A 26,256-nucleotide genomic window follows, 5' to 3' on the forward strand; every position below is an offset into this window, starting at 1 on the left:
GCTAGATGGAATCCATCGGTGATTTTATGAAAGAGCTAAGCAAACGGACACCACGCCAAATTTTGTCGCCTGATGAGCAGCTGGATAAGATGTTTCGTTCCAGTGCTTACTTGCAGGCATTTGCACAGGAGCATCCGGAGATGAGCCGAGATGACTATTTGCGCTCTCTCTCCAATGTATATACGGCGGTAAAGGAGCAATACTGGTGCGAGCGCTGCCCAGGGCTTGAGAATTGCCCCAATCTGGTAAAAGGACACCGGACACAGCTCGATCGCGTCAATAGTACGATTGTGAGCGCCATTGCTCCCTGTAAAAAGCAATTGTCGCATGAAGAGGATCTGAAGCGCAGACGCTTGATGCGCAGCTATTATGCATCGGAAGAAACGATGACTGCGAGCTTTGACAAGCTGGAGCACGATATGGGCAATCGGGCAGCTGTTGCGGCAGCAATTCAGTTTTGCAATCAGGTGGAGGCAGGCGAGCGGGTCAAGGGCTTGTATCTCCACGGTCCATTTGGTGTCGGCAAAAGCTATCTGATGGGAGCGATTGCGCATCAGCTTTCCTTGAGCCATATTGCCTCGCTGTTGGTTTATGTTCCTGATTTTATTCGCGAGATGAAGGACTCGATTTCCGATCAATCGTATGTAGGAAAGCTGGAGCTGCTCAAGGAGGTTCCTGTCCTCATCCTCGATGATATCGGTGCGGAAAACCTGACGCCATGGGTACGCGACGAGATTTTGGGCGTGATTTTAAACCAGCGTGCGAACAATCATCTACCGACGCTGTTCACCTCCAACTACTCGCTGGAAGAGCTGGAGGAGCATCTGTCCATCTCTAATGGCAACCGTATCGAACGAACAAAGGCGGCACGCATTATGGAGCGCATCCGCCATTTCGTTGAGGTATATGAGATTCTACGCAAGAATCACCGTGTGGAGAGTAGTTGATAAAAAGCGAGAGAATTCCCAGTGAGTGAGTGCCAGTACCTCGCGTGATCGATGGTAGGGTCCAAACAAGACCTTGGACCGAACTCCAACTGGCGAAACAGATATTCCTAAAGAATCGGCCATGACTACTGCGCGAGCGAGATGGTAGTCGTGGCTGATGACGAGTGCATCACGCATATGGTGAGCTTCCATGACCTGCTGGCTATACAGCAGGTTTTCGTATGTACTGGTAGACTGCGACTCTAGCAGGATTTTGTCTGCTGGGACGCCATGCTCGATTAAGTAGTCTCGCATGACAGCTGCTTCTGTTATTTTTTTGCCTTCGCCTAAACCGCCCGATACCAATAGATAGGGTACATACCCTTCTTGATAGAGTATGAGTGCCTGATTCAAACGCTCTTTTAGACTTGGACTTGGCTTTTCTCCCCAGACAGCTGCCCCCAGCACAATGCCGACGTCAGCATGCGCTGGAACGGCCTTTTGCAAGGTTTGCTCGATCTGATACCAGCAGTAGCCTGACCACGAGAGCCCGATTGCGATGACGAGAGCAAGGCAAACAAGTAATCTTCGTAGTATGCTTTTTTTCGATAGTTTATGTGTTTGACTCAATTTTGTCTTCTCCCTTGTTCAAAGCATTTTTCCAGAATCGTTTACGTCATGCTACCTATATAGACGATTGAAAATCCGCGTAGTTACAGGGCTTGACACACACCTGACATAAAAAACTAGTAAATTAATTCCCTGAGTAGCCGATATAGTAAGGGTGGAATGGTTTCGAAAAACAGCAAATTACATACTTGCGAGGGAGGCTAGCAATGTTCTGGAAAAAAACGATGCTCTTGTTTCTGGCCGTCCTACTATTCGTAGGAACCGGAAACGCAGGGAAAGGATTGGCTGCCGAGGAAATCAGCCGCCTAGTTCTTTCCAAGAATGAAGTGACCTTGGAGAATGGAGATTCCGCTCTATTGACCGCAACAGCTATTTATGTGAGCGGGAAAACGGAAGACGTTGGAGTCAAGACAAATTGGTCCAGTCAAAACCCGGAGATTGCTTCGGTGTATGCAGGACAAATTACGGCGAAAAAAGTAGGGACAACTGTCGTGACGGCAGAATATATGAGTAAGTCCGTCGTTGTAAGTGTCACTGTTACGAAAAAAGTGAAAGCACTGACTTTGGATCAACAGAATTTGAATGTTCGTATCGGCGATTCAAAGGACGTTAAGCTGACTGCGATTTACAGTGAAGGAGACCCGGAAGAGGTTACTACCAAAGCAGACTGGACGGTTGACAATACGGCTGTCGCAGCAGTCATTAACGGTAAAGTTACGGGACTCAGCTCCGGTACGGCTACGGTAACGGCAAAGTTCGGCAGCAAGACAACGAGCATTCCGGTCAGCGTCGAGATTGCCCACAGACTCGAGCCTAGCAAAACTCAGGTGTCTTTGCTTCTAGGCAATGAGCAGCTGAAAAGTGAAATCATCACGCTGCGTGCCATTTTCCCGGATGGCACCGAGGATAAAGATGTAGCAGCAAAAGCAGAATGGTCCTCAGACAACCCGGCGGTCGCAGATGCACTCAAAGGGAAGATCACCGCGTACGGAGCGGGTACAGCTACGATTACAGCAAAATACGGAACAAAAACGGCTACGATCAAAGTAGATGTAGATACAACACAAAAGCTCGAAGTAACCCCACAAAACATGTTCCTGAAAGTGGGCAAGGATCAAGAAGTTGAACTGAAAGCTACGTATGCGAACGGTGGAACGCCAACCATAGTAAACGACAAGGCAGAATGGTCCTCGGATCGTGAAAGTGTCGCGTATTACAGCAACGGCAAGATTTTCGCCGTAGCTTCTGGTGAGGCTGTCATCACAGCCAAGTACGGAAACAAATCGGTTCAAGTGCATGTTGACGTAGAAGTGCCACGTGCGCTGGATATCGTACCTGCTTACCTGACGATGAAAAGCGGAGAGACCAAAACGATTGGCGATGCAAACGGTGTGACGGTAAAAGCAACATATGCAAATGGAACAACCGAGATCATCACGGACAAGCTGGAGTGGTCCTCGGACAATGCAGACATCGTGTTTGCTGGTGGTAACAAAATCTCGGCCTACAAGGCTGGTACTGCTACGCTGTCAGCTAAATACGGTGGAAAAACCGCGACACTCATCGTGGACGTAGACGTTCCTCAAAGCCTGACAGCAGACGTAACCAAGGTCGCACTGCAAATCGGCGATGTGAAGCAAGTAACGGTAACAGCTACGTATCCAGATGCAAATACGCCAAGTGAAAATGTGACGCAAAAAGTCGTTTGGACTTCTAGCGCTCCTGCAGTCGCGACTGTTCGTCAAGGACTGATCACAGGGGTTTCCACTGGTGCAGCAACCGTAACAGCTACCTACGGCACACGCACGATCTCCATCCCGGTATCGGTTGGCGTGATGCAGTCCTTGACGGTAGACAAGAAAAAGCTCGTCATGACCAAGGATGAGACCGAAAAAGTAAAACTGACTGCTACCTATGCAAATAATACGACCAAAGAAGTAAGTGCGGATGCGACCTGGACTACAGCTTCTGCTGCTGTCGCTGAAGTGAACCAAGGAAATATTACAGCGGTTGGATCAGGGAAAACGACCATTACCGCTAGCTTCGACGGCAAAACCGTCACGATCGCAGTAGAGGTCGACCAAGCATCAACCCTGTCTGTAGATCCAAAAATGCTGATCTTAAACGTAGGTGAGACAGCAGATATCAAGCTCACGGCAACAGACGCCGCTAACGCTACAAGCAATGTAACCAAGGATGCGGAGTGGACCTCAACTAACCTCAAGGTTGCTGATGTGACGAATGGTACAGTGAAGGCACTCACCGCCGGACGTGCGACAATTACAGCCAAATACGGCGGAAAATCCATCAGCATTCCGGTTGAAGTCGGCATTGTAACCAAGCTGGAGGCAGACCGACGCTTTGTTTCTACCAAGACAGGAAGTACTGTGAATGTAGTGCTGACCGCGACCTTCTCCGACGGACGTACGATGAATGTAACAGGTATGGCTGATTGGAAAACGAGCAACTACAAGGTAGCAGACGTATCCAAAGGACAAATTACCGGACGTGCCTACGGGAAATCCACTGTCACTGCGAAATACAATGACAAGACCGTATCCATCCCTGTAGATGTCGATACATTGAAATACTTGAAAACCGATGTTGTCCAGCTCGTGATGAGCAAAGGGGAAGTCAAGCAGGTGAGCGCGATTGCTACCTACATGGACGGCTCCGAAGCGAATGTCACCAAGCCGGCTCTCTGGACCACCTCACGTCTGCTCGTTGCGGATGTGAAGGACGGAGTGATCAAGGCGACAGGAGCGGGTAAGGCGACGATTTACGTGTCCTACGGCGGCAAGAAAACACCGATCGTGGTGACTGTGAAGTAGGGAAGCTAGACAAGCTTGCATGGGTTAAAAGAAGGAGCCAACCGGTGATTGTGTCGGTTGGCTTTTTTGCTGGGAACGGGGGGGTTTTTAGGTATTTTTTCTTGCAGTGTAATAGGGCGTTATGCTATACTTAATTCACTGAGGCGGTAAACGCTGGAAGGACAATATGGGGCATTAGCTCAGCTGGGAGAGCGCTACACTGGCAGTGTAGAGGTCAGCGGTTCGATCCCGCTATGCTCCACCATATAATAACAATCAACGCAGCCTATTAGCAGGCTGTGTTTTTTTATTTTGATAAATGGATACGATATCAACTTCCTTTTCCTGGTTACATGAAAAAACAATCCCAACATCAAATGAATATGATATGTAGCATTTAAAATATCGAGGAGAGTGCTGCATGCTCAGGATAGAATACATTGAAGGAAAGGGCAGGGGAGTAATTGCCGCAAAGAATATAAAACAAGGCACAATCATTGAGCGATCTCCGGTTATCGTGATTCCACAGAATGAAATACCGTACATTTTCAATACCGTCTTAATCAATTACAGCTTTAGCTGGGGAAGTAATGAGACAGCGATTGCATTGGGGTGCGGCTCCTTATATAACCATTCCTATCATCCAAATGCTACTTATTATACAAGGATAGATGACATGTGCATCGTGTTTCAGGCATTAGAAAATATTCAGGCAGGTCAAGAGATTACAATAGATTATGGATGGCACCCAAATGCTTTTGTATGGGAGTGATTAACTCATTTTTTGAAAAACGGAGAAATATGGGTGTAGATTGTACCCTTTTCGTGGTTGAGCAGCTTTGTATCCTCTAATTATCGTTGTGGCTCTTATACTCAGGGGAACGCGAAATTAGACAAACACCCATTTCTTTTGCGGGCAAGCGCCGCCTCCTAGTTATGTGCATAGTTTAACACTGTACTTTATGGAAAGCAGATAACATTGGAGGAGGACTTCTGGATGAACCACGAAGAGTCGTTCAGCGACGAGTTTTACAGAATTGACGATCAAGTGCAAGATTATAGGTCAAGATATATAGGATACCCTTACCCTTCTTCATCTTATTATAGTTGGTATTCCCCTCAAACCCCGTATTATCAACCTTATGGGTATGATCCCTTTCCATATCAATATCATCCATCACAACGTGGCAAAGGACCTGGTAAAGGACCTGGAAAAAGACCGACAGAAGAAGAGGCGCACAACGCTTTGTACCAGATTTTTGTCCAAATGGAGAATGAAACTAGACAACGACCGGCTTTCTATAGTGATGTTTCAGGTGTACAAATACAACAAAGAGCACGTATTGCATGGATTTCGTTGAGAGCTGCTGTAGCTATTATGAGAAGAATGCCACTCACAACCGCTCAGGCCGTTGGTGGTTATTTGGAAGGCACAGTTATGGCAAGTATCGGTCAAGCTGGAACAATTGCAGCTGCTGCTCTAGTAGGGCGAATTAGTGACTTTTTAATCCACAACTTTGCTGCATATGCTTCGAATCCAGCATTAGCGACCTACCGAGCTGAACAAATAGTAAATGTTATCTCTAATTTGTTATAAGTATTCAAAAATTAAACACATACAGTAATAACACAAGACCTAACGAAGTACTGCACCCACGGTTGGAGAGCGCTACACTGGCAGTGTAGAGGTCAGCGGTTCGATTCCGCTATGCTCCACCATATGATAGACATTAAAACCCTTGAGAAATCAGGGGTTTTCGTCATTTTAGGGGATGGCAGCCAACCAGAGGATATGACCTTTTAGGTCAGTTGGGGACGAATTGGGGACGGATTATTTTACACCTTTCTTCAACCCACTGACCGCGACTGCAGCTCTTTTGTTCATTTCCGAAAGGAAGTGTGTATACAGTTCTCCTGTGATCCGGATATTCGAGTTGCCAAGTAGCTCCTGGATCTCTTTCAGAGAGTAATCTTTGAAAAGCAGGTATGGTGCATAACTGTGACGCAGCTCGTGAAGGGTCACGTTTTTGTGGATTTTCTCTTACCGTAGGTGTTCGTTCATGTCGATCCCTGGTAAGTCTTTACGTTACTTGACCGAGCAACCGAAAAACTACAGATACAGTAATTCATGACGTGTCAGATATACCCGGCACGTTCATTTTTTTGCACAAAAAACGAACATGCGTTACGGTTGAAGTTAGGATGATATACAACATGGACTACGTTCAGGGCGCGAAACAACATATTGAGGACTGCTCAAAAATTTCTGAGTGTCGTATAAAGGAACAGCCATTCCATTGAGGGAACAGCTGTGGTCCTTTATTCCGTTAACGCTCCTATAGATGCTTACTGTCTTAAATATTCAGCATAAAGCAAATTCATAGCTTCAATAATCTTGTTGTCAGCATCCTGATTGTTAAATCTATCAGGTAAATTAATAGCGCCTAATGCAAAAATATAAGGATTTTCATTGAAATCACCGATTATTCCGATATCAACAACAATATTTTTTAAGCCACCTGTCATATGGTTTAGATGGTGTGTTGGAATTTGTTTTATATCTCCCTTTTGTCTAACCAGTCCATTTATGATTGGTGTCCAAAGAAGAGGTTGTGTTTTATACCCTTGGAAGATATGTATCATTAGTTCAAGCATTTGGTTTAGCTGGGCCTTGTTTTCAATATCTCTTGGGTTTTCTGTAACATTTATTGTCGGATAATAAGATTGGATGGACTTGTTTAACTTTTCCCATCCACCACAAAAGTTTACAACACATTTAGCAACACAGCTATCGTGACAAGCAATCATTACTTCAACCGCCTCCCTTAAAGGAAGCGAATTTCTTTTTTGAAGATGAGGATATAGTTCGTTGCTATCTTCTTTTGGATCAAATGAGACTTCTTCAACTAAGTCATCCCATTTAATGAATTCTTCATCTACCCATTTTGCTACACAAAATGCTATAACTACTTTTGATACTGATGCAAGAGGGACTATTAGTTCACTATTTAAGGAAGTTTTTTGACTTTGTTCTTTGGTGGAATATATTTTTATTCCTACTTCGCCAATATCTATTTCTTCAAGTTTATCAATTACTTTACTCACTTATATTCACCTACTACGTTTTCATATTATACACTCTTACATATTTATTTCATTACGAAAGGAGCTGTTTATTTGAACAACTTCTTAATTAGCGAGAAAATATCAAACGTTGTTCGCTGGTACACCTTGTTGTATGCGTACTTTTTTGGGTTCCTAAACCATCCCCCCACGAGGCATTTTCATCCTAGTACGATGAAAAATCTGCTGTTTAAGGCTAGTCCTAGCAGAAATCCTTCTCTTTAACTTGGCTTCTTCATTCCGAATTTCATAGCTAACTCCATCCTTTTTCACATAGTATCATATTCCTATTTTTTACAAAATAAGTATTTGCATGTTCGTATGTGCAGGGGGTCCCCCCCATCCTGCAGTTCATCAAAATTACCACGTCTTAGCAAGGAATTGGCTAATTGTTGATGAGAAAAACCATAGAATACGATGGATACAAATATCAGCATTAGCACATAATAAACACACACCAAGAACCTCATATCACTGCACGCCTCCAAAGTAATTTGGGGGTTTTTCTATCCCAAAAACTCACTCGGATACGAACGAGAAAAACTATTGAAAATCAAGGGTTTTAAAGATTGACTCGGATTCAATTTCTGAATTATTTTCACTGGCAGTGTAGAGGTCAGCGGTTCGATCCCGCTATGCTTCACCATAGATAAACGTACAACGCAGCCGAAATACAGGCTGCGTTTTGTCATGTCCTATATTGGTAGTTGTAAAGACGGAGCCGTACTGTAACACGACTCCCGGCACAGTAGACCGCAGACCTTTGCTAGGGCGGTCTATTTCTTTTGGTACATTGCTAACGCTTCCAAGTTTGGCAAAAATTCCAGATAGCACTTCGCATTGTTCTACCATCGCCTCATTGTGCACCTGACTATACTGGGACAGTACTGACATTTTTTCTAGATTGATATGTTTTGCAGGTATTTTCTGTTAACATTGATACTCAAGGATAAATAACTTCCTTCTGAAATTATACCAATCCAGGAGGTAATTATGGTCTATACTGCTCTGCTCCGCGGGATCAATGTCGGCGGAAAAAACAAAGTAGATATGAAAATACTTAAAAAATCATTCGAGCAAGCTGGAATGAAAAACGTTGTAACTTATATCAATTCGGGAAATATTATTTTTACAACCACCGAACACTCCAAAAATGATATAGCGCAAATTCTTGAAAAAGCTATTCTGAATACCTTCGGATTGCATATCAAGGTCCTGGTGCTTAGTTTAGAAGACATGAAGAAAGTAATGTCCTCACTTCCCGAATCATGGACAAACGATGATAAAATGAGGAGCGACGTCCTTTTTTTATGGGAAGATATCAATGACGAATCCATTCTCGATCAGCTGACCTTCAAACCGGAGATCGAAACGGTGAAGTATGCTCCAGGTGCGATTCTATGGGCGATTGACAAAATAAACGTGACGAAAGGCAGCATGACAAAGTTGGTTGGTACGAAATTGTATAAGCAGATGACGATCAGGAATGTAAATACGACACGTAAAATATATGAGCTTATGCTGGCAGCAGAAAAACAATGGATGGGATGAATGTGGACTTCATCATATAGGAGATGAATCCTTTTTTGAGTCAATACAATCCTATTATGATCCGTTATATGAAAGACTTTGAAACCCTTGAGAAATCAAGGGCTTTCGCGATTTTTAGAGGATGGTTGCCATAACACAAGCTAAATGATGTAAAGAGCCTAAGATGTCATGATAAGGAAAGTGAATGAAAAAACTAACCATGCGAGAATCATAGAGCCTACTAAAAGGTTGAATGTATACTTTTCCTCTTTGACCACTTTCTTAATAATCGAGATTAAATTCACAAAAAACCAAATGGATAGCAGTGGATTCAAGTAAACAGCTATTATACCGATAACATGCTTCAAGAAAATCACCTCATCCAAATAATACCATGTAGAGAAGGGAGATGTGATTAATACAATGCTCAAGTTGAATATAGGGGATCGAAAAAAGAAAGGGAATATGTATAAGCCCCGTTGGGCTGGGGCTTTGAACCTAGCAGCGGCAATTGCAAGGGAAAGGAAAGAGGTTTATAACGAAATTTATCGGAATGGTAATGATGGTGAACGTCTCATTGCTACCAGTGTAGACCCGAACGCGAAAACCATTTGGTCCGACACTGAGTAGACAGCCGATAAATGTATCAAATATCGTTTTGACTACAACAATTCTGTTGATTAATTGAACTGCTTTTCTACGATTCTTTCTTTGCATTGCTAAGGACACTCTTCTCGCCGTAGTTGTAATACCTTTTTGTGCCGCCATTTCCGGCACCTCCTTTTATACGCTCAGAACTACTATATTTGATGTTTTTGTGACGACCTACATGTCAATCGACCATTAAAAATTGGTTGTTGGGTTCGGAACTTCCAATGATGCGAACGGTGCATATAATTCGCCTCCGTACGTCAGCGACTCTGATACGTCAAAATTGAATCACTACTACGTCAGCTCTCGAATATGAATCACCTCGCTTATCACTGCATGGTATAGAGAATGCAAATGGGGGAAGCTTGGCAACTGATACGAGCCTATGGTAAACGCAAATGTGTTAATTGGTGCGCAAATTCAATTAAATAAGGCTTATCCAAATTAGCGACAAGTTTAAAGGGCAATTATGTAAAAAGGGCAGCTTATAAAGCCGCCCATAAACATAGACAAATTAATCACAACTGCAAGTAACAATTACTAACAGGACGAAGAGAACCAAAATTAAAGAAAAGTCATCAAAAAAGCCAGCGCCCATTAATGTCACTCCTTAATTTTGATTGAGGATAACCTCCAAATTAAGGTATGAGCCTTCTATCATTTTCCTGTTTAACTCAACGGCTAAATTCCTTTTCGAACATGGCTTGATTAGCGATGACAGGTTCTGGACCGACCGCATTGATGTTCGTCACCAAAATATCCTTCCCGCCTAAGGTACCACCCGCTAACGTTTCAAACCCATGAATGCCGCCTCCATGAGCCCAATAGGTCTTTCCGTTCGGCAGTGTCACCTCATAGATTCCCAGTCCATATTTGCCAAAAGGCGATTCCACACCTGTTGTCATTTGCTTCATCATCTCGTCATTTAATAATTTCCCACTCAAAAGCGCACTAAAAAAGGTGGTCAAATCTTTCCCTGTCGAAATCATTTCCCCCGCAGCATTCGCGAATGAAGGATTATACTCTGTGAAATCAAACAGTTTCCCTGCCCGGTTCATGCTATAGCCTGTGGCATGCTGGCCAGGGATTTTTGGATTACTACCACTAAAGGATGTATTTGTCATCTGAAGCGGGTCGAGGATTCGTTTCTTCATCTGCACATCGTACGTTTCTCCTGTCACCTTTTGAATAACAAGACCAGCCAGTACGGTATTTGTATTCGAATAGTCAAAGCCTGCCCCTGGTTGAAATACTGGCGGCTTAGCCAGTCCCATACGTACAAGGTCATTAACGGTATATTGAGGGAATGAGGTAGCGTACCGCATGTCTGTACTCGTATAGCTTGCAATCCCGCTCGTTTGGTTCAATAACTGACGAATCGTGATTTTGTTGCCGTCATACCCATTGCCCTTTACCACACCTGGGAGCCATTTTTCTACAGAGTCATCCAGATTCAGCTTTTTCTCCTGAGCCAACTGTAAGACAAGGGTAGCAACAAACGCCTTTGTGACACTGCCAATACGGAAAGTAAAGTCTGGCTCCATCGGATTTTTATGATCGAGGTTGGCTACACCCGCTGCATAAGACCAGTATTCTCCGTCTCTTAACCCAGCAGCAATTATTCCAGGGACTCCTTCGACTTTTGCTTTCTGATCAATGAAGTCCTTCATTTCTTCCCCCTGTTTTTGAGCTGCTTGATCCGGGGTGGATGGTTGCTTGGCTTGTCCCGAGAATTCAGTCATCTGGATGTTCTCCATATGAGAAACAGTATCTCCTAATGCATTGATACTCATCGCGATCACGTGCTCGCCGTCTTTTGTTCCACCTGCGAAGTTGGTGAATCCAGGAATGCCGCCTTGATGACCCCATATGGTAGTGCCATCCGGCAATGTTACTTCCTGAATACCGAGTCCGAATTTCCCGTGTGGATTAGAAACAGTGGTTAACATTTCTTTCTGCATCTCAGGTGTTAACAATTTTCCGCCCAATAAAGAGCTAAAGAACGTTGTTAAATCTTTCGTAGTCGAGATCATAGCCCCTGCTGCGTCTGCAAACGAAGGGTTAAGGTCAGTTATATCCATTAATGTACCGGCATTGTTAAAGTATCCATTCGGACTGTTTTTCGGAATGGATTGAGAGTTTTCCGGGAAAAACGTTTCTGTTAGTTGAAGCGGCTCAATCACTCGTTTTCTGATTTGTTCGGCAACCGTTTCTCCTGTGACCTTTTGGATAACGAGTTTCATCAGCACTGTATTCGTATTCGAATAGCCACCCGTGGTCGGTGTGTGCTTTATTGCGCGAGAAATGAGTTGTTCTGCTGTAAACGTTTGAGTGGAGTTCTGAATTATACTTTCCTTGAGTTCACTATCTAAGTAGTCTGCCACTCCACTCGAATGATTTAATAACTGACGAATCGTAATTTTGTTACCATCATATCCGTTTCCTTGGACGACACCTGGGAGCCATTTTTCCAACGAGTCATCGAGGCTTAGCTTCTTTTCCTCAGCTAGCTGCAGGGTCACTACACCGACGAACGATTTCGTTATACTCCCGATTCGAAATGAATAGTCGGCTTCCATCGGTTTCTTACTTTCTATATTCGCTTCGCCGGAAGCATACGACCAGAAATCATTTCCCTTCTTTACTGCAAAGAGGACACCTGGAATGTTTTCGCTGGCCGCAGCTTTATCAATCGCTTCTTTTATTTTGGCATGATCCGTTTCCTTTTGTTGCGTGATTGTCTGGTCCACACCTGCCTCCGCACAACCGTAAGTAGGAAGTATCAGCGTTCCTATCAATAAGGCAGATAACGTAAGGGACGCTCCTTTTTGCATGTGGAATGGTTTCATTTCTCATCGCTCCTGTAAGTTGAAATGTGTTGTCTCACACATCCACCTTATTTTCAGGGCTGTAAAATCACATAGTGACAAAACCGTTTTATCTTTAGATGACATCATGCCAACCCATCATATTTGCGACATGATAGAATGTCATAGAGGCTGTATGACATGACGCATTTCTGCTTGACGAATCGGGAATTGGTGAGGCATGATGAGTCAGAAACATTCGGGAATTTCCTTACCATTCAAATGAGCAGGAGTACAAGACAAATGTTATTCATGATAAAAAAATGGTTTTGGTACAATTGGGTGATTTTTGCCTTACGAACGATTTGGCTAGGGATCATCGTCATAGCGGATGTTATGTATCCAGCAATGATAGACGTTCCGTTCGGAGTCATCATCCTTATTGCCTTTTTGGTTTATGCCATTCCATTGATTGTTCAATATCGAAAAGAAAATTGGTATCTGGCAGTCGAAGTCTTAATGACAGGCTGTTTTTATCTATTTGTGGCCTATGTAGCGCCTGCATTGACTTGGTCTTTCGTTTTATTGGTGATCATTATTGGTGTGGCCAGCAGTCGCAGAACATATATGTGGACGGGAATCTCTAGTGGGATTATTTTTCCGGCTTTGAACGGGTTGATTACCAATCGTCTTCCGTACGAATTCATGTTTAGTTGCAGCTTTGGTTTTGCGATCGGTATGGCTTTTAGCATATTGATTGAGTCGCATAAGCAAGGCCGCATCATTCAAGAACAGAAGCAATTATTGGAGCAGCATATTAAGCAAATCGAGGAGCTTACACTGATCGAGGAACGTAATCGGCTGTCACATGAGTTGCATGACACAATTGGGCATTCGCTAACCTCGCTGATTGTGGGCGTTGAATCACTCCGATCCTCGGTTCCTGATTCACAAATCGAACGAGTCGACAAACTTGTCTCAATAGCACAAGACAGCTTGGATGATATCAGAAAGCATTTTCATCAGCTCTCTGATGCGCGGTTGAACCAATCGTTAAGTGAGGTACTATTGGAACTGACAGAAGAATTTATGAAGTCAACAGGTGTAACGGTCAACTTCCGTGTGATCGGCAGTGAGACGCTCGTTATGCAAAAAATGAGCTTTTGTCTATATCGTTGCTTGCAAGAATCGCTCACAAATGCGGTTCGTCACGGCCAAGCAAGTGTGATATCTGTTGATCTGTATTTCGAAAGTCAGCAACTCCGTTTACAAATCGAAGATAATGGCAACGGAATAGAATCCATCGAATTCGGTTTAGGACTAAAGGGAATGAAGGAACGGCTTGAGCAACTGCTAGGTACGCTGTCCGTTCATTCACAATCAGGGCAAGGAACCGTTGTCATTTGTAATGTTCCCATACAGGTAGAAGCTGGACAGGGAAGTATTCGCCTACTTATTGTTGACGATCAGGTGATGATTGCCGACAGCTTACAGCAAATCTTAAACCAGCAGGACAATTTTATTGTTGTTGGTACAGCTAGTGATGGGCAAGAGGCATTAGAACAATGTGAGCGACACCAGCCGGATATCGTGTTAATGGACGTGCACATGCAAGGGATGAACGGACTTGCGACCTTCCTTCAAATGAAAGAACGCTGGCCGAACATGAAGATTGTGATCATGACAACGTTTGAGGATTCGGTACAGGCAGCAACAGCACTGGAGCATGGGGCGGAAGGATATATGCTGAAGTCTACTCGTCCAAAAGAGATGATGGAAGCGATGAAGCTCATCTATAGCGGGGGAACGTGGCTTGATCAGTCGATCGCCACACGCTTATTCGAATCGATGAAGCGCCAACGTGAGCAGTTAGAGAAGTACAGCCCGAATGATCCGTATGGATTGACGAAACGAGAAAGGGAAATTTTACAGCTTTTATCGGATGGGCTTCGTTACAAATCGATTGCCACCAAACTATATTTATCGGAGGGAACGATACGGAATTACTGTTCCACTCTTTACTCGAAGCTCGGTGTCAGCAACCGGGAAGAAGCGATTGAACTGGCGAGAAACGAGAGTATTCTATAGAAGACAAAAAGACGGGAGAAAACCTTGTGATTACTTGAAATAATTGGCAGTAAGCGACTCGATACAATCCTATTATGCTCAAACTAACAAAAAGACCTTTTCGAAAGTATTTTTCTTTTGAAACGGTCTTTTTTTCATGAACATAGATGTTTGAAAATAAAGTCTTAGATTGACTTCTGTTATTATTGAAATAACGATTCCCAGTAAGCTAATGATAACGATGGCTTTAGCTATGACTTCACTTCCTCTATGTTCTGACCGATATCAACATGTTCGATTTTCCAGTGGAGGAGCGAGCTTTTATGTAGGGAAAACAGAAGATTTCCACCGAAAATTTTATTTACTGAATTATCCTCCTTGTATACAACTACTTGAAAGTCTGCGATTACTTGAGTCTGGTTATTTGAAATTCCTACTTCATTATATGTTACCTCAAGTTTACCAAGTCGATTGTCATTTACAGATGAGAAAAATGAGTTGATCTTCGCAACATCCTCAGGCCTAAGATTTAGATTTATATTAGAACCGTTTTTAACGCTTTGGATTGCTGTTTTTACTACTTGAATGGGAGACTGATAAATAGAGTAAAAAATCATGAGAACAACAAGTAGTATTGCCACACTGATATACCCAGTTCGTTTTCTCATAAGTTGTACCCCTAGTCTTATAAGAGAATTTCATCTTCAATAAGAAAATGTTAATTCATCAGAAACTTAAAAACAGTTACAAAAAGTTAACATTTCACCTTTTGTGCAATTATTTCCAATTCCCTCGCGATATGTCAAACAAGGAGAGAGTCTTCAACGCCGTACTCCCTACGCTAAAAATAACCCCCGGGAATCCCGAGGGCCGTCGATGGATATAGCTTTTTACGGTGTAGTTCGAGTAATCACATTTCCGTGAATATCCTTTATTGCTCCATCAATAAAGGTAACAAACCTTCCTTCAGGAAACTCACCTGAAAAATCGGTTTTAATGAAGAGCAGTGGGTTGCTGGGATTAGAATTATCCCACATTATGAATTGCACAGAAACACCGCTCCATTCTTCATCCGCATATCCAAACGATTTTACCACTTTTTGCTTAGCAAGTGTTTCGGCGGATAAAGCTTTATCAAAACGAATAGTAATGATATTCAAGTCACCTCCACTTATAATGCTAGCAGTTGCTGGTGGTTCGCTATTCTCGACTTATCCCTTTTCTTTTAACAAGGGTTTCGTTCGAGCCTACACCGTGCGGGCGACTTTCATCGCACACGGCGTTCCATCAACGGATAAGAAAGTTTTTACAACGGGCACCTCTAACATACGTCACGCCTTTGATACTGTCTGCTAACGAAAGTTAACTCATTTGGTTGCAGCATTCGAAATGCCGACCGACGTTCATCCGCCTCCAGACTGATTCCCTCCCCCTTCTCATGTAGGTGTTAGTACCAACCAAAAAGCCCTAAAATGGAAAAATATCAGCCAGTTTACATTCAGTTTAAATCCGCAAGTTATTGTATCCATATCAAATAAACAGTGAGTAAGGAGAGGCCAGAATGAACAATGGGCATAGCAATGAATGGGCAGTAGAAGCCCGTGGGCTTGTAAAAACATTCGGGAGCAATCGTGCTGTAGACGGTGTGGATTTGAACGTACGCGCCGGTTCGATTTACGGCGTTCTCGGACCCAATGGAGCGGGGAAAACAACGACAATTAGCATGTTAGCGACACTGCTCCGACCAGATGCCGGGGAGGCACGCATTTTCGGGCATGATGTGGTGAAGGAGTCGCATATCGTACGGCAGTTGATTGGAGTGACGGGGCAATATGCCTCGGTGGATGAGTCGCTTAGCGCTACGGAGAACCTGATTATTTTCTCCCGACTGCTCGGACTGAGTCGCTCTGAGGCACGGCGCAAGGCAACGGATTTGCTGGAGGAATTCGGTTTGACTGAAGCCGCGAAGCGTCCGCTGAAGCAGTTCTCTGGAGGTATGCGCCGCCGGCTGGATTTGGCAGCTAGTCTCATCGCGCAGCCACCGCTCATTTTCCTCGACGAACCGACGACTGGGCTGGACCCGCGAACGCGTTCGCAGATGTGGGATACGATTCGTCGCTTGGTGGTGACAGGGTCGACCGTGCTGCTCACCACACAATACCTCGATGAAGCAGACCAATTGGCAGACCGGATCGCGGTGATCGATCGGGGCCGTGTCGTTGCAGAGGGTACGGTGGATGAATTGAAAGCATCCGTCGGGACTTCAGCGCTACATTTGCGCGTCCATCATACTCAGGATATCGCGGATGCTAGGGAAATCGTGGAGAAGGTGCTCGATGTTCGTTCCAGTATAACTGCAGAAGCCGGCAAGATCACGGCACCAATGGCAAACGCCGATCAGGTAACGGATTTGCTAATCGCTTTGCGCACCCGGGGAATTAAGCTCGCCGAGATCAGTGTGCAGAAGCCGACCTTGGATGAAGTATTCTTAACGATCACGGGGAACGATGCAACCGAGAATGTGCCGCAATCTTCCGAACAAGCGAACAGAATGGAGGAAGCCAGAGTATGAAAAGCACATCCTTGGGACGAGAATTTGACCGTCCATTAAAAAATCATGCGGGTTTCGGTCAAACGCTTCGCAACTCGCTGACGATGGCCTACCGGGGATTGCTGAAGATCCGGCGCACTCCCGAGCAATTGTTTGATGTCACGCTTCAGCCTATTCTGTTTACGTTGATGTTTACGTATATATTTGGCGGCGCTATTTCAGGAAATGTAGAAAGCTACTTGCCGATCATCATTCCTGGTATCCTCGTGCAGACTGTCATCGGCACTTCTATCGTCACGGGCGTCCAGCTCCGTGAGGACATGGATAAAGGCGTGTTCGACCGGTTCAAATCGCTACCGATCGCCCGCATCGCGCCATTGGCCGGAGCCCTCCTCGCAGACACAGTGCGATATACCATTGCTACCGTGCTCACCTTTGTGATGGGATATATCATGGGCTATCATCCTGCTGGCGGCCTGGGATTCGTCGCGATCGCCGCGCTGCTTGTCATTACCTGCTCGTGGGCAGTTAGCTGGATTTTTGCCTTTTTCGGTGTCATTGCTCGTACCGCCTCAAGCGTACAAGGAATTTCCATGATCGTACTGTTTCCGCTCACCTTTCTCTCCAATGCATTCGTACCAGTGGAAACAATGCCGAATTGGCTCCAGTGGTTTGTAAATATCAACCCGATCTCCCATTTGGTCAGCGCCGTCCGTGAACTGACGAATAGCGGCATGATAGGCTTCGAGTTTATTATTTCTCTTGTAAGTGCTGCAGTTATTGTGGCTGTCTTCGCGCCACTCACAGTACGTGCATATATGCGCCGTACTTAAAATTTCATTCTTATGAAGCAACGACAAAAACGGCAGAGATGCCGTTTTTTGTTGGATGAAGATCGAATAACACCCAGTTGAGCTTCGCTTAATTGCCTGTTTTTAATGATTGCCCCCGCCGCCAGCTCATCTTCAGAAATACTTCAGAAATTCCTTTGCTCGTTCCGAAGAAATATTTCTTAGCATAAGGATACCATCTGGGGGAGGGAAACTTATGCTAGAAAATATCCTAGAAAAGCTATTGTTTCTATACAAATTTTCATGTGCACCTAAACAAATCGGCAGCCTTACACCGAGCTCAATCTTTTTGGCCAAGAAAATGCTCGAGCCTGTGAAGTGGAATCAGGCCCGGCATATTGCAGAGCTGGGGGCAGGCACGGGTGCCATTACTAAATATATCAAAGCTACCAACACTGAAAATGCAAAGGTGCTGCTTTTTGAAAAGGATACTCTGCTGCGCAACAAATTAGCAGAACGATTCCATGACTATACCTGTTACCCTGATGCGTGTTACCTACAGGATGCACTTCAAAACGAAGGAATGGATCATCTAGACTGCATTTTGAGCGGACTGCCGTTTTTCAATTTCCCACAGCAGCTACGTGATCGGCTCATGGAGCAAATCGTAATCTCACTGAGACCGGGCGGATTATTCATCGCCTTCCAATACTCACAGCAGATGAAAAAACAGCTAAGCGGCCTGTTCGAGATCGAGGAGATTCATTACGTACCATTGAATATTCCGCCGGCATTTGTATACGTCTGTCGCAAACGGTAACGGCGAAGCAGGCAGAGACACTATTCATAATTTGTGGTAGCTTTGCATTAGGGGTAAGTCATTATTTTCCAGATGCTCGTCCTACCATGTCTTCGATGGCTGGCCGAAGCAAAACTTGCAAGGGAGTGATAGAGCTTGACTCACAAAGTGCTTGTCGTTGATGATGATCCGGAAATTCGCGATGTGGTTCATATTTTTTTGCGGAATGAAGGGTTTACTATATTTGAGGCGGAGGACGGCTTGCAAGCCTTGCAAATTTTGAACCGCGAAGGAATCGATCTGATCATTCTGGATGTGATGATGCCGAATCTCGACGGGATTAAAGCGTGTTTTAAAATCCGTGAAACGTCTAACATTCCGATCATTATGCTTTCCGCAAAAGGCGAGGATATCGATAAAATAACCGGGCTGACGACGGGAGCTGACGATTATGTTTCCAAGCCGTTTAATCCGCTGGAGCTGATCGCCAGGGTGAAGGCGCAGCTACGCAGGCAGAAGCTGGCCGAAGAGAGCTACGGAAAGTCCACGTCCGACAGTGGGATCATTGAAATCAACGATCTGATCATAGATAAACGACGCCATGTTGTGACAGTGAGCAGGAAAGAAGTATCGCTCACTCCACTAGAGTTTTCGATTCTGGAGCTGCTGGCTAGCCATCGCGGGCAGGTGTTCAATGTGGAAAGGATCTACCAAAGCGTGTGGAAAGAGGACAAATATTTATCCGATAACACCATCATGGTTCATATCCGCAACATACGGGAAAAAATTGAAGACAACCCGCGAGAGCCCAGGTATATCAAAACGGTATGGGGAGTGGGGTATAAAGTTGAATAAGCAGTCGTACAAAAGGTTCCTCTCTATGCTAACAGGGAGAAAGAATATCCGTGTCCGAATGTTTTGGGCCGCTCTTCTAAGCTTTTTCTATATGGCGGCTTTATCCTGGATTCTTGCTTATTTCTCCCTCGATCCCAGATTTTTGGGAACGGTTGGAGACTTGATTTTTATGATCGTCACGTTTTTATTCTTCTTTTTCCTACTGACACGACATATCGTTCGTTATTTACGCACGCTTGCCGAGGGGCTATTAACCATAGCGGGCGGGAATCTGGATTATCGGCTGCCAGTGTCCAACGAGGATGAGCTTGGAGAAGTCGCCAAAAGCATCAATTATATGGCTGAGCAATTACAGGAAAAAATAAATCGGGAACGCAAAATCGAAAATTCGAAAATGGAACTGATAACGAATGTTTCTCATGATCTACGTACGCCTTTAACGAGCATCATTGGCTATTTGAACTTGTTGAAGAATGATAATTACCAGAATCTCGAAGAACATAAGCGCTATATTCATAATGCCTACAACAAATCGCAACAGCTGAAGAAGCTGATCGACGACTTGTTTGAATACACGCGATTAACAAGCGGGGCGGCGAATCTTTCTTTTACGAAATTGGATTGGAACGCTTTGTTGGAGCAGATCATCAATGAATTCGAGCCGATTGCCCAGGAAAATGCGCTTACGGTTCGTACCATTCGGGATCAGACGCCGATTTATGGTTATGTCGATGCGGAAAAAATGGTACGTGCTATCGATAATCTGCTCATAAACGCGCTTAAGTTTTCAATAAAGCCTGGTGAAATCAAAGTACGACTGACAGCCGATGAGCAGCATATTCATTTTGCGGTTGAAAATTGGAGTAATCCGATATCAGAAGAGCAGGAAATGCTACTATTCGAGCGGTTTTATAAGGCTGATCCCTCCAGAAACGAAAAGCAGGGGCCTCCCGGTGCGGGCATGGGACTGTCCATTGCCAGAAACATCGTCGAGCTGCATGGGGGGCGTATCGGGTTAAACCATCAAAATGGTCATTTTACTTTTTTTATTGAACTGGCCAGAATGTAGCCATTGCAAGCCATCAATTATAAAAAATCGCTCAGTCGCAAAGGTGTGGACGGAGCGATTTCCTGTTTTATCCTAGGTTGTTCTCACATACGCTTGATAAGGTTCGACAGCCTCATCACTTGCCATGGCCACAACGGCCCCATACAGATTCGGAGGATATTCGGCGATCCGATGGCACAGGTATAAAAACCATTCATGCCCATAGGTTACGTAGATACGAACCGGATAGCCAGCGGATTGCAGCTTTGCGCTAAGCTCCGGACGGATGCCGTAAAGCATTTCGAACTCGGCGTTCCCGGAATCGAGCAACCCGAGATGGATTGCCTCGTTGATAATACGCTCATCATGTGTCGCGATTGATACGCGATGACCTCGATGGATTGCGTCTTGGACCAGCGACAGATAACGCTCGTCCAGTGCTGCCGATCGGGACATGGCATACTCCGCTGGTTCTTGATAAGCCCCTTTGACGATCCGAATGCGGCGAGGCGAATCACCTAAGGCAGCCAAATCCAGCGGTGTGCGGTTTAAATGCGCCTGCAGGGTTATGCCGATATTCGGATAGTGGGAAACGGCCTGACGATACACGTCCAAAATTCGATCTGTTTTGGCGGACTCCTCCATGCTAATAAACAACTCTACGTTAGCTGACTGTGCTTCTTCGGCCAGCTTCATGAAGTTACGGTAAGCAAGATCTGTCTCTACTGACAAACCGATATGTGACAGGTCGAATGAAACACGGTTACCGAATTCACCCAACTCGCGAATAAGTGATTTCATTTCTTCTGCAGCAGCCTGACACATCTTCACATCTGATGTGTTTTCACCTATAAATTCTAGCGAAGTTCTGTATCCCTCTTCGGCAAGCCTGCGTGCTACCTTATGCCCGTCTTGACGGTCTTTACCTGCCACGTACTGTCCGGCAGCGCGCTGCAACAGGCTATTCAGCCAAGGAGTTTTCTCCACATATGACTTGATGTCTGGGCGTCTAGCCACCGATTTTAGGGTATCAGTCAATCTTTGCTCCCAATCTTGTTCATGGTTCATAAGAAATCTCCCCCTCCTTCATTGTCCATGAGTATACAAGTGAACGGGGGGAGTGTATTGTAATTTATTGCTCTATTCTATCGCGATGATGAAGCATATCGCTGAGGCGTAACCCCAACAATTTTGGTGAATGCTCTTGAAAAATGGCTCTGGTCATAGAAACCCGTTTCCGCGGCAATATCCGCAATCGGACGGCTTTTTGCAAGCTCGGCCTTGGCGTGATTGATCCGTAGCAGGTTCTGGTAAGCATGAGGAGGCACATGAGTACCTTTCTTGAACAGACGGATGAGATGGAATCTGCTAATTCCCACCGCCTTTTCCAACTCCTCAAGCATGACTCTTTCGGTATAGTGAGCATGTAAATACTCTAAAATTCGTCCGATGTACTTTTGCTCATGACTATTGCGGGCTGAATGCTCCAAATCGTCTGAATCCGAGTTGACGAGAGCATGAATCAATTCAACGACCGCGGATTCCAATACCAATGGTTCTTCTCCTAAGGAGAGAGAGTCCATTACCTGATTGATGAGTCGCTGACAATATTGATTCTTCTCTCCTTCTAGCAAAAACGGGATGCGAAGCTGTTCGAGCTCTCTCGGCCCAAGCTGCTTCAGCCAATCCTGCTTAATGAACAACATCTTGTATCTCCAACTGGTGAGAGACATCGGATGACAAGCGTGCAGCATATGCGGTGGGAAACTGATTACTTTACCCGCTTCTACCTGATACATCGTTCCGTCACACCAGGCACTCGTTTCTCCTTCATCAATCAAGCCGATTGAATATTCCTCATGAAAATGCTTCTGGTATGTGAGATCACTTCTTGTGCAATATTTTGCTTCAAGGAAAGGCAAAGCATCGTCTCGGTAAAAGATTACATCTGGCATGCTATAGCTCCTCGGTACTACATAATCAAGAATCCTATCCATTATAAATGTACTTTTTCATTAAAAACAATGACACCTTATATCCAAGCGAAGCAGGATCTCAAGGAATCGAAAAGCCGATTGCCTTTATCGTTCCGCACTGGCAGGGGACGGCAAGCCGCGTGTCGTTACAGGTGCAATGGACACGATTATGGCTGGACTGGCGTGCGGTGAGCCCAACCCGATGGCGTGGGAGCTTCTTTGGAAGTACAGCGACATGTTTATCTCCTGCCCGGATTATGTAGCGGCAGACGGGATGCGACTTCTCGGCAATCCGCTAGGGGATGATGCGCGAGTCGTGTCTGGAGAGTCTGGAGCAGTGACGGCCGGGATGCTGCGGGCGATTATGGAAGACGAGCAGCTGTCTGGAATCAGGGAAGCGCTGGGACTGGACCATACCTCTCAGGTTCTTCTCATCAACACTGAGGGTGATACAGACCCGCAGGGCTATCGCCGAGTTGTCTGGGATGGGGCGTATAGTCGCTAAGCGAAAGCTGCGCAGTTCTTCGCTAGAACTTGAATGATATATCGTTATTATGATATAATAACGATATATCATTCGGGGAGGCGATTTTTATGCCTACGATTAGACCTAGTTCGGACTTGAGAAATAACTACAATGAAATTTCTGATTTTTGCCACAAATATTCAGAGCCTGTTTACATCACAAAAAATGGCAAAGGTGATTTGGCGGTAATGAGTATTGAAACATATGAAAGACTCATAGGTAAATTTGAGCTTTACAAGCTTCTTGATGAGGGTATTGATGCAGCTAAAGAAAATAAAGTAAAGTCCTTTCATGAAGTCATAAATGGAATTCAGAAGAGACTCTCAGAGTGAAGAAGTACAGCATCGTGATTACTGAACCAGCAGAGGCAGATTTACTTGGAATTGCTGACTATATTGCACATGAATTAAAAGAGCCGACAGTGGCTAAAAATCTGATGGCAAAGCTGGCGGAAGCTATTGGAGAGCTGGAGCAATTACCATTTCGATATGCAATTGTCAGTGATGAGCGACTAGCCAATCAAAAAATTAGGAAGCTTGTTGTGGAAAAATATATTGTTTTTTACATGGTTTCTGAAAACAACATGTTAGTTACGATTGTTAGGATTTTATATGGTAAACGGGAGTGGAATCACTTGCTGTAATTTTGGGGGTATACCACATTCTTCATCACTCATGTATCCTTCATGGCTTCTAATAACCCCAACAGAAAAAAATCGCCCAGGAGAACGAATCGTCCCCTGAGCGATTTTTTCATTTTTATCTAAGGAACAGTGCCCCTACAACTGCCCAACGATCTTCTTCAACCGCCCTGCAAGCGGCAATACAATAATCCCCGCTACGACGACCTGAAGAAAGTTTCCTGGAATGGAGCCGAATGGCTGAATCCAGTTGCTGTAGAGAATAACTTCGACAAAATAATAGCCAACGATTTTAATAATAAGTGCAACTACAATTGCCAGTGAGTAAGCGAGTACGCTTTTTCCAGGCATCTTTTCCGCGATGAGCCCAGCTACATAACCCATTGCGCCTACGATGACAAACGTAAACGGTGCCCATGCTGTCCACCCTGAGAGAAGGTCGAAGAGGGCCATTCCAAAAGCGCCTGCGATGGCTCCCGTTTTTCTGCCATAAACAAAAGCTGCGATAAACAGAGGCACGTTACCCAGATGGATGAGACCCCCGTTCCCCATGATCGGCAGCCTGATGTTGATGAACATGGTGGCTGCGAGGGTAAAAGCGATAAAAAGTGCATTGATGACGATGGTTTTTGTTCTCGATGTTTTTCTCGATGAGAATGTCGAATCCATATGCAAGCCTCTTTCTTTTTTTCTATTATCATACTCGGAAACAGGTACTTAATAAATACGCATTCTACTATTTATTTACGAGAGTAAGATGTTTCCAAATCGCCTATGAAAGCAGGTAAAAAGACCCCTGTCCTTTTCAGCAGTGAGACCTATAATTAAGCTTGAAGAAATATGCAAGTAGCTTCCTACTATGGACAGTATTCCCAAAAAGGGCGGCGAGGTGACAGAGTGGACAAGATAGAGACGGTATTGACCAAGCAGAGAAAGACTTTTAAGGATTATCGGCATTTGGTCATTACGGTGACAAAAGAGGTATGCATCGTTAACGTCATTAAAGGCAGGCTTGCCGACAATTTATCATGTAAAAGATTCGATCGAAAATTATCAGATTATTGAGCCAGTTATCATGGAGCGTTACCAGGCTTGGAAGCGTCGCAAGGATTCGGGAGCGTCAGCAGTTAAATGCCTGTATAAATACGTTTTAGTACCCAAAAGGAGGAGCTCCGTGAATATCACACAAGATTTCATCGATGAACGCTTCCAAGCTTACATATTGGAGACTTATTGCGAAAATCGTGATCAGATTCAGACAAGTGACGTGGATCGCATCACATCACTGCAGCTTGCCAACCAGCGATTTTCCAGTTTGAAAGGGATTGAGCATTTCGTTTCGCTTGAAGAGCTGGATTGCTCGTTCAACAGCTTGACCGAGCTCGATATGAGTCAAAATATACATTTGAAGGTGCTGGACTGCGCCGGAAACAAATTGACGTTTCTGCACACGAGTAATCATCCAAAGTTGGAAAAGCTGTCTTGCCGATACAATGAGCTGACCCAGCTAGAGGTCAGTCGCAACCCGCTGCTGAAGGAGCTTAACTGCAACAAAAACGAAATTCATTCCTTGGATTTGTCAAACAATGGGAAGCTGGAAATCGTTGATTGCGGCTTTAACCGGATTCGTAAGCTGGACGTCAGTCAGAACACCATGCTCGCCAAGCTCGACTGCTATTGGAATATCATTTCGGAACTGCCGGTAGATCAGAATCCGCATCTAAGAGAGCTGAACTGCGGCTACAATTCCTTGTTTGACTTACATTTGGATCAAAATAAACAGCTGACTTATTTGGAATGTGCAAACAATTATTTAATCAGTTTGAACATAAAGAACTGCTCGCTATTGACGGAAATCCGCTGCAATCACAATCATCTTACCCATTTGGATGTCACAGCAAATCCCGCCTTGGAAAGCTTGAGATGCTTCCATAATCACATCAGAGAATTGGATCTCAGCCACAATGCGCATTTAGCCGAGCTGTATTGCTCAGAAAATAAAATCGCTAAGCTGGATACAAGTCAGAATCCAAAGCTGGAAACACTGGATCACTCCAATAACCTCATTACTTGGCCACCTCATACGCTTGAGGAGACCGGGACTTTTACATATGATGTCGCGCTTTCTACCTATGCCTCCACGCTAGTTTTTAAAGGGAGAGAGCTTTTTGTGAGAACAGCTGCCTCTACCGAAGATGAGATGAAAAGGCTGTCACCCGTAATTAAAAACGCATGGCAGCGTTTTGATGAGCTGAGCGAACGAGCGCTGGAACAGATTGCTAGTGCACATCCTGACGAAGATGTGACCGAGCTGGTTTTATCCGAGCTTGTATTTGAAAAAGACGGTTCATTTTGCTTGGGGTACGATGCAGGCGATACCCCGGCTGGTCACCTGTTCATTTACGTCGTTTTTGCCGAAACGCTTGAAATGGACAGCGAGCTCCTCTATGAAATATATTGATAGCCATAGAAAAGTTGAGTCCAGGTGAAATTGCTTGGGCTTTTTTGGCGTTGCACCTGGATGTA

At 44.7% G+C, this 26,256-nt stretch carries 27 protein-coding genes and 1 tRNA gene; 16 read left to right on the top strand and 12 right to left on the bottom strand.

Annotation, left to right across the window (positions count from 1 at the left end; translation table 11 throughout):
• Window positions 1-5: 5 nt before the first annotated feature.
• Window positions 6-947, top strand: a complete 942-nt coding sequence (gene dnaI, locus C3B52_RS15235) for a primosomal protein DnaI (RefSeq protein ID WP_103107131.1) — start codon at window positions 6-8, stop codon at window positions 945-947.
• On the opposite strand, the gene C3B52_RS15240 is transcribed toward dnaI, so the two are convergent.
• Window positions 915-1,556, bottom strand: a complete 642-nt coding sequence (locus C3B52_RS15240) for a YdcF family protein (RefSeq protein WP_103107133.1) — start codon at window positions 1,554-1,556, stop codon at window positions 915-917. The genes dnaI and C3B52_RS15240 overlap by 33 nt on opposite strands.
• Before the next feature lie 206 nt (window positions 1,557-1,762).
• On the opposite strand from C3B52_RS15240, the gene C3B52_RS15245 reads away from it, so the two are divergent.
• The 4 genes from C3B52_RS15245 to C3B52_RS15260 all read left to right on the top strand — a co-directional run bounded on the left by C3B52_RS15245 (window position 1,763) and on the right by C3B52_RS15260 (window position 5,963).
• On the top strand, window positions 1,763-4,387 hold the full coding sequence (locus tag C3B52_RS15245) for an Ig-like domain-containing protein (RefSeq protein ID WP_103107135.1): 2,625 nt from the start codon (window positions 1,763-1,765) through the stop codon (window positions 4,385-4,387).
• 168 nt (window positions 4,388-4,555) lie between these two features.
• Window positions 4,556-4,631 (top strand) — tRNA-Ala (locus C3B52_RS15250).
• Window positions 4,632-4,787: 156 nt separating this feature from the next.
• The gene (locus C3B52_RS15255; protein WP_103107137.1) at window positions 4,788-5,138 is read left to right on the top strand and encodes an SET domain-containing protein; all 351 of its coding nucleotides are present in this window, start codon (window positions 4,788-4,790) and stop codon (window positions 5,136-5,138) included.
• A gap of 225 nt (window positions 5,139-5,363) precedes the next feature.
• Entirely contained in the window at window positions 5,364-5,963 is a 600-nt protein-coding gene (locus tag C3B52_RS15260) for a hypothetical protein (protein WP_103107139.1), read from the top strand.
• 234 nt (window positions 5,964-6,197) lie between these two features.
• Here C3B52_RS15260 and C3B52_RS38200 read toward each other — a convergent pair whose 3' ends face one another.
• The 3 genes from C3B52_RS38200 to C3B52_RS36455 form a co-directional block, all read right to left on the bottom strand.
• Window positions 6,198-6,389, bottom strand: coding sequence for a tyrosine-type recombinase/integrase (locus C3B52_RS38200; RefSeq protein WP_164684792.1), 192 nt, complete (start codon window positions 6,387-6,389; stop codon window positions 6,198-6,200).
• 323 nt (window positions 6,390-6,712) lie between these two features.
• Complete coding sequence (locus tag C3B52_RS15275; protein WP_103107143.1) at window positions 6,713-7,471, bottom strand: serine hydrolase; 759 nt, start codon at window positions 7,469-7,471, stop codon at window positions 6,713-6,715.
• A 651-nt stretch (window positions 7,472-8,122) separates the two neighbouring features.
• Window positions 8,123-8,383, bottom strand: coding sequence for a hypothetical protein (locus C3B52_RS36455; protein ID WP_164684793.1), 261 nt, complete (start codon window positions 8,381-8,383; stop codon window positions 8,123-8,125).
• Between the two features lie 99 nt (window positions 8,384-8,482).
• Here C3B52_RS36455 and C3B52_RS15285 point away from each other — a divergent pair, with 99 nt between their 5' ends.
• The gene (locus tag C3B52_RS15285) at window positions 8,483-9,040 is read left to right on the top strand and encodes a DUF1697 domain-containing protein (RefSeq protein ID WP_103107145.1); all 558 of its coding nucleotides are present in this window, start codon (window positions 8,483-8,485) and stop codon (window positions 9,038-9,040) included.
• A gap of 477 nt (window positions 9,041-9,517) precedes the next feature.
• Here the strand turns inward: C3B52_RS15285 and C3B52_RS36460 are convergent, their stop codons facing one another.
• The 3 genes from C3B52_RS36460 to C3B52_RS15305 form a co-directional block, all read right to left on the bottom strand.
• Window positions 9,518-9,787: a hypothetical protein gene (locus tag C3B52_RS36460; RefSeq protein WP_164684794.1), complete on the bottom strand. Its 270-nt coding sequence runs from the start codon at window positions 9,785-9,787 to the stop codon at window positions 9,518-9,520.
• A 397-nt stretch (window positions 9,788-10,184) separates the two neighbouring features.
• Entirely contained in the window at window positions 10,185-10,268 is an 84-nt protein-coding gene (locus C3B52_RS15300; RefSeq protein ID WP_103107151.1) for a YjcZ family sporulation protein, read from the bottom strand.
• A 76-nt stretch (window positions 10,269-10,344) separates the two neighbouring features.
• Window positions 10,345-12,519, bottom strand: a complete 2,175-nt coding sequence (locus C3B52_RS15305; RefSeq protein ID WP_103107153.1) for a serine hydrolase domain-containing protein — start codon at window positions 12,517-12,519, stop codon at window positions 10,345-10,347.
• A 261-nt stretch (window positions 12,520-12,780) separates the two neighbouring features.
• Here C3B52_RS15305 and C3B52_RS15310 point away from each other — a divergent pair, with 261 nt between their 5' ends.
• Window positions 12,781-14,565 (top strand): helix-turn-helix transcriptional regulator, encoded by a 1,785-nt coding sequence (locus C3B52_RS15310; RefSeq protein ID WP_103107155.1) that lies wholly within the window; start codon window positions 12,781-12,783, stop codon window positions 14,563-14,565.
• Between the two features lie 230 nt (window positions 14,566-14,795).
• On the opposite strand, the gene C3B52_RS15315 is transcribed toward C3B52_RS15310, so the two are convergent.
• Together C3B52_RS15315 and C3B52_RS15320 are read right to left on the bottom strand one after the other, a co-directional pair.
• A complete protein-coding gene (locus tag C3B52_RS15315) occupies window positions 14,796-15,212 on the bottom strand; it encodes a hypothetical protein (RefSeq protein WP_103107157.1) in 417 nt (138 codons plus the stop codon).
• 222 nt (window positions 15,213-15,434) lie between these two features.
• Window positions 15,435-15,704, bottom strand: a complete 270-nt coding sequence (locus C3B52_RS15320) for a hypothetical protein (protein ID WP_103107159.1) — start codon at window positions 15,702-15,704, stop codon at window positions 15,435-15,437.
• Window positions 15,705-16,105: 401 nt separating this feature from the next.
• Here C3B52_RS15320 and C3B52_RS15325 point away from each other — a divergent pair, with 401 nt between their 5' ends.
• The 5 genes from C3B52_RS15325 to C3B52_RS15345 all read left to right on the top strand — a co-directional run bounded on the left by C3B52_RS15325 (window position 16,106) and on the right by C3B52_RS15345 (window position 20,609).
• Window positions 16,106-17,116 (top strand): ATP-binding cassette domain-containing protein, encoded by a 1,011-nt coding sequence (locus C3B52_RS15325; protein WP_103107161.1) that lies wholly within the window; start codon window positions 16,106-16,108, stop codon window positions 17,114-17,116.
• The gene (locus tag C3B52_RS15330; protein ID WP_103107163.1) at window positions 17,113-17,928 is read left to right on the top strand and encodes an ABC transporter permease; all 816 of its coding nucleotides are present in this window, start codon (window positions 17,113-17,115) and stop codon (window positions 17,926-17,928) included. Before C3B52_RS15325 ends, C3B52_RS15330 begins: the two co-directional genes overlap by 4 nt.
• 214 nt (window positions 17,929-18,142) lie before the next feature.
• Entirely contained in the window at window positions 18,143-18,706 is a 564-nt protein-coding gene (locus C3B52_RS15335) for a class I SAM-dependent methyltransferase (RefSeq protein WP_103107165.1), read from the top strand.
• 135 nt (window positions 18,707-18,841) lie between these two features.
• Entirely contained in the window at window positions 18,842-19,540 is a 699-nt protein-coding gene (locus C3B52_RS15340; RefSeq protein WP_103107167.1) for a response regulator transcription factor, read from the top strand.
• A 169-nt stretch (window positions 19,541-19,709) separates the two neighbouring features.
• A complete protein-coding gene (locus C3B52_RS15345; RefSeq protein ID WP_235615724.1) occupies window positions 19,710-20,609 on the top strand; it encodes a HAMP domain-containing sensor histidine kinase in 900 nt (299 codons plus the stop codon).
• A 72-nt stretch (window positions 20,610-20,681) separates the two neighbouring features.
• On the opposite strand, the gene C3B52_RS15350 is transcribed toward C3B52_RS15345, so the two are convergent.
• Window positions 20,682-21,656 carry a proline dehydrogenase family protein gene (locus C3B52_RS15350; RefSeq protein WP_103107171.1) on the bottom strand — a complete coding sequence of 325 codons (975 nt, stop codon included), beginning with the start codon at window positions 21,654-21,656 and terminating at the stop codon, window positions 20,682-20,684.
• 77 nt (window positions 21,657-21,733) lie between these two features.
• Complete coding sequence (locus tag C3B52_RS15355) at window positions 21,734-22,543, bottom strand: AraC family transcriptional regulator (protein ID WP_103107173.1); 810 nt, start codon at window positions 22,541-22,543, stop codon at window positions 21,734-21,736.
• A 178-nt stretch (window positions 22,544-22,721) separates the two neighbouring features.
• Between C3B52_RS15355 and C3B52_RS15360 the strand changes: the two genes are divergently transcribed.
• From C3B52_RS15360 to C3B52_RS15370, 3 genes are all read left to right on the top strand, one after another.
• Window positions 22,722-23,069: a hypothetical protein gene (locus tag C3B52_RS15360; RefSeq protein WP_103107175.1), complete on the top strand. Its 348-nt coding sequence runs from the start codon at window positions 22,722-22,724 to the stop codon at window positions 23,067-23,069.
• Between the two features lie 89 nt (window positions 23,070-23,158).
• Window positions 23,159-23,422, top strand: a complete 264-nt coding sequence (locus tag C3B52_RS15365) for a type II toxin-antitoxin system Phd/YefM family antitoxin (protein ID WP_103107177.1) — start codon at window positions 23,159-23,161, stop codon at window positions 23,420-23,422.
• A 14-nt stretch (window positions 23,423-23,436) separates the two neighbouring features.
• On the top strand, window positions 23,437-23,733 hold the full coding sequence (locus C3B52_RS15370; protein ID WP_235615725.1) for a type II toxin-antitoxin system RelE/ParE family toxin: 297 nt from the start codon (window positions 23,437-23,439) through the stop codon (window positions 23,731-23,733).
• Window positions 23,734-23,868: 135 nt separating this feature from the next.
• On the opposite strand, the gene C3B52_RS15375 is transcribed toward C3B52_RS15370, so the two are convergent.
• A complete protein-coding gene (locus tag C3B52_RS15375; protein WP_103107181.1) occupies window positions 23,869-24,399 on the bottom strand; it encodes an ECF transporter S component in 531 nt (176 codons plus the stop codon).
• Window positions 24,400-24,904: 505 nt separating this feature from the next.
• Between C3B52_RS15375 and C3B52_RS15380 the strand changes: the two genes are divergently transcribed.
• Window positions 24,905-26,191 (top strand): hypothetical protein, encoded by a 1,287-nt coding sequence (locus C3B52_RS15380; protein ID WP_103107183.1) that lies wholly within the window; start codon window positions 24,905-24,907, stop codon window positions 26,189-26,191.
• Window positions 26,192-26,256 lie beyond the last annotated feature (65 nt).

It is taken from the genome of Brevibacillus reuszeri, from assembly GCF_002897295.1.
In the GTDB taxonomy this organism is placed as follows: Bacteria; Bacillota; Bacilli; order Brevibacillales; family Brevibacillaceae; genus Brevibacillus; species Brevibacillus reuszeri_A.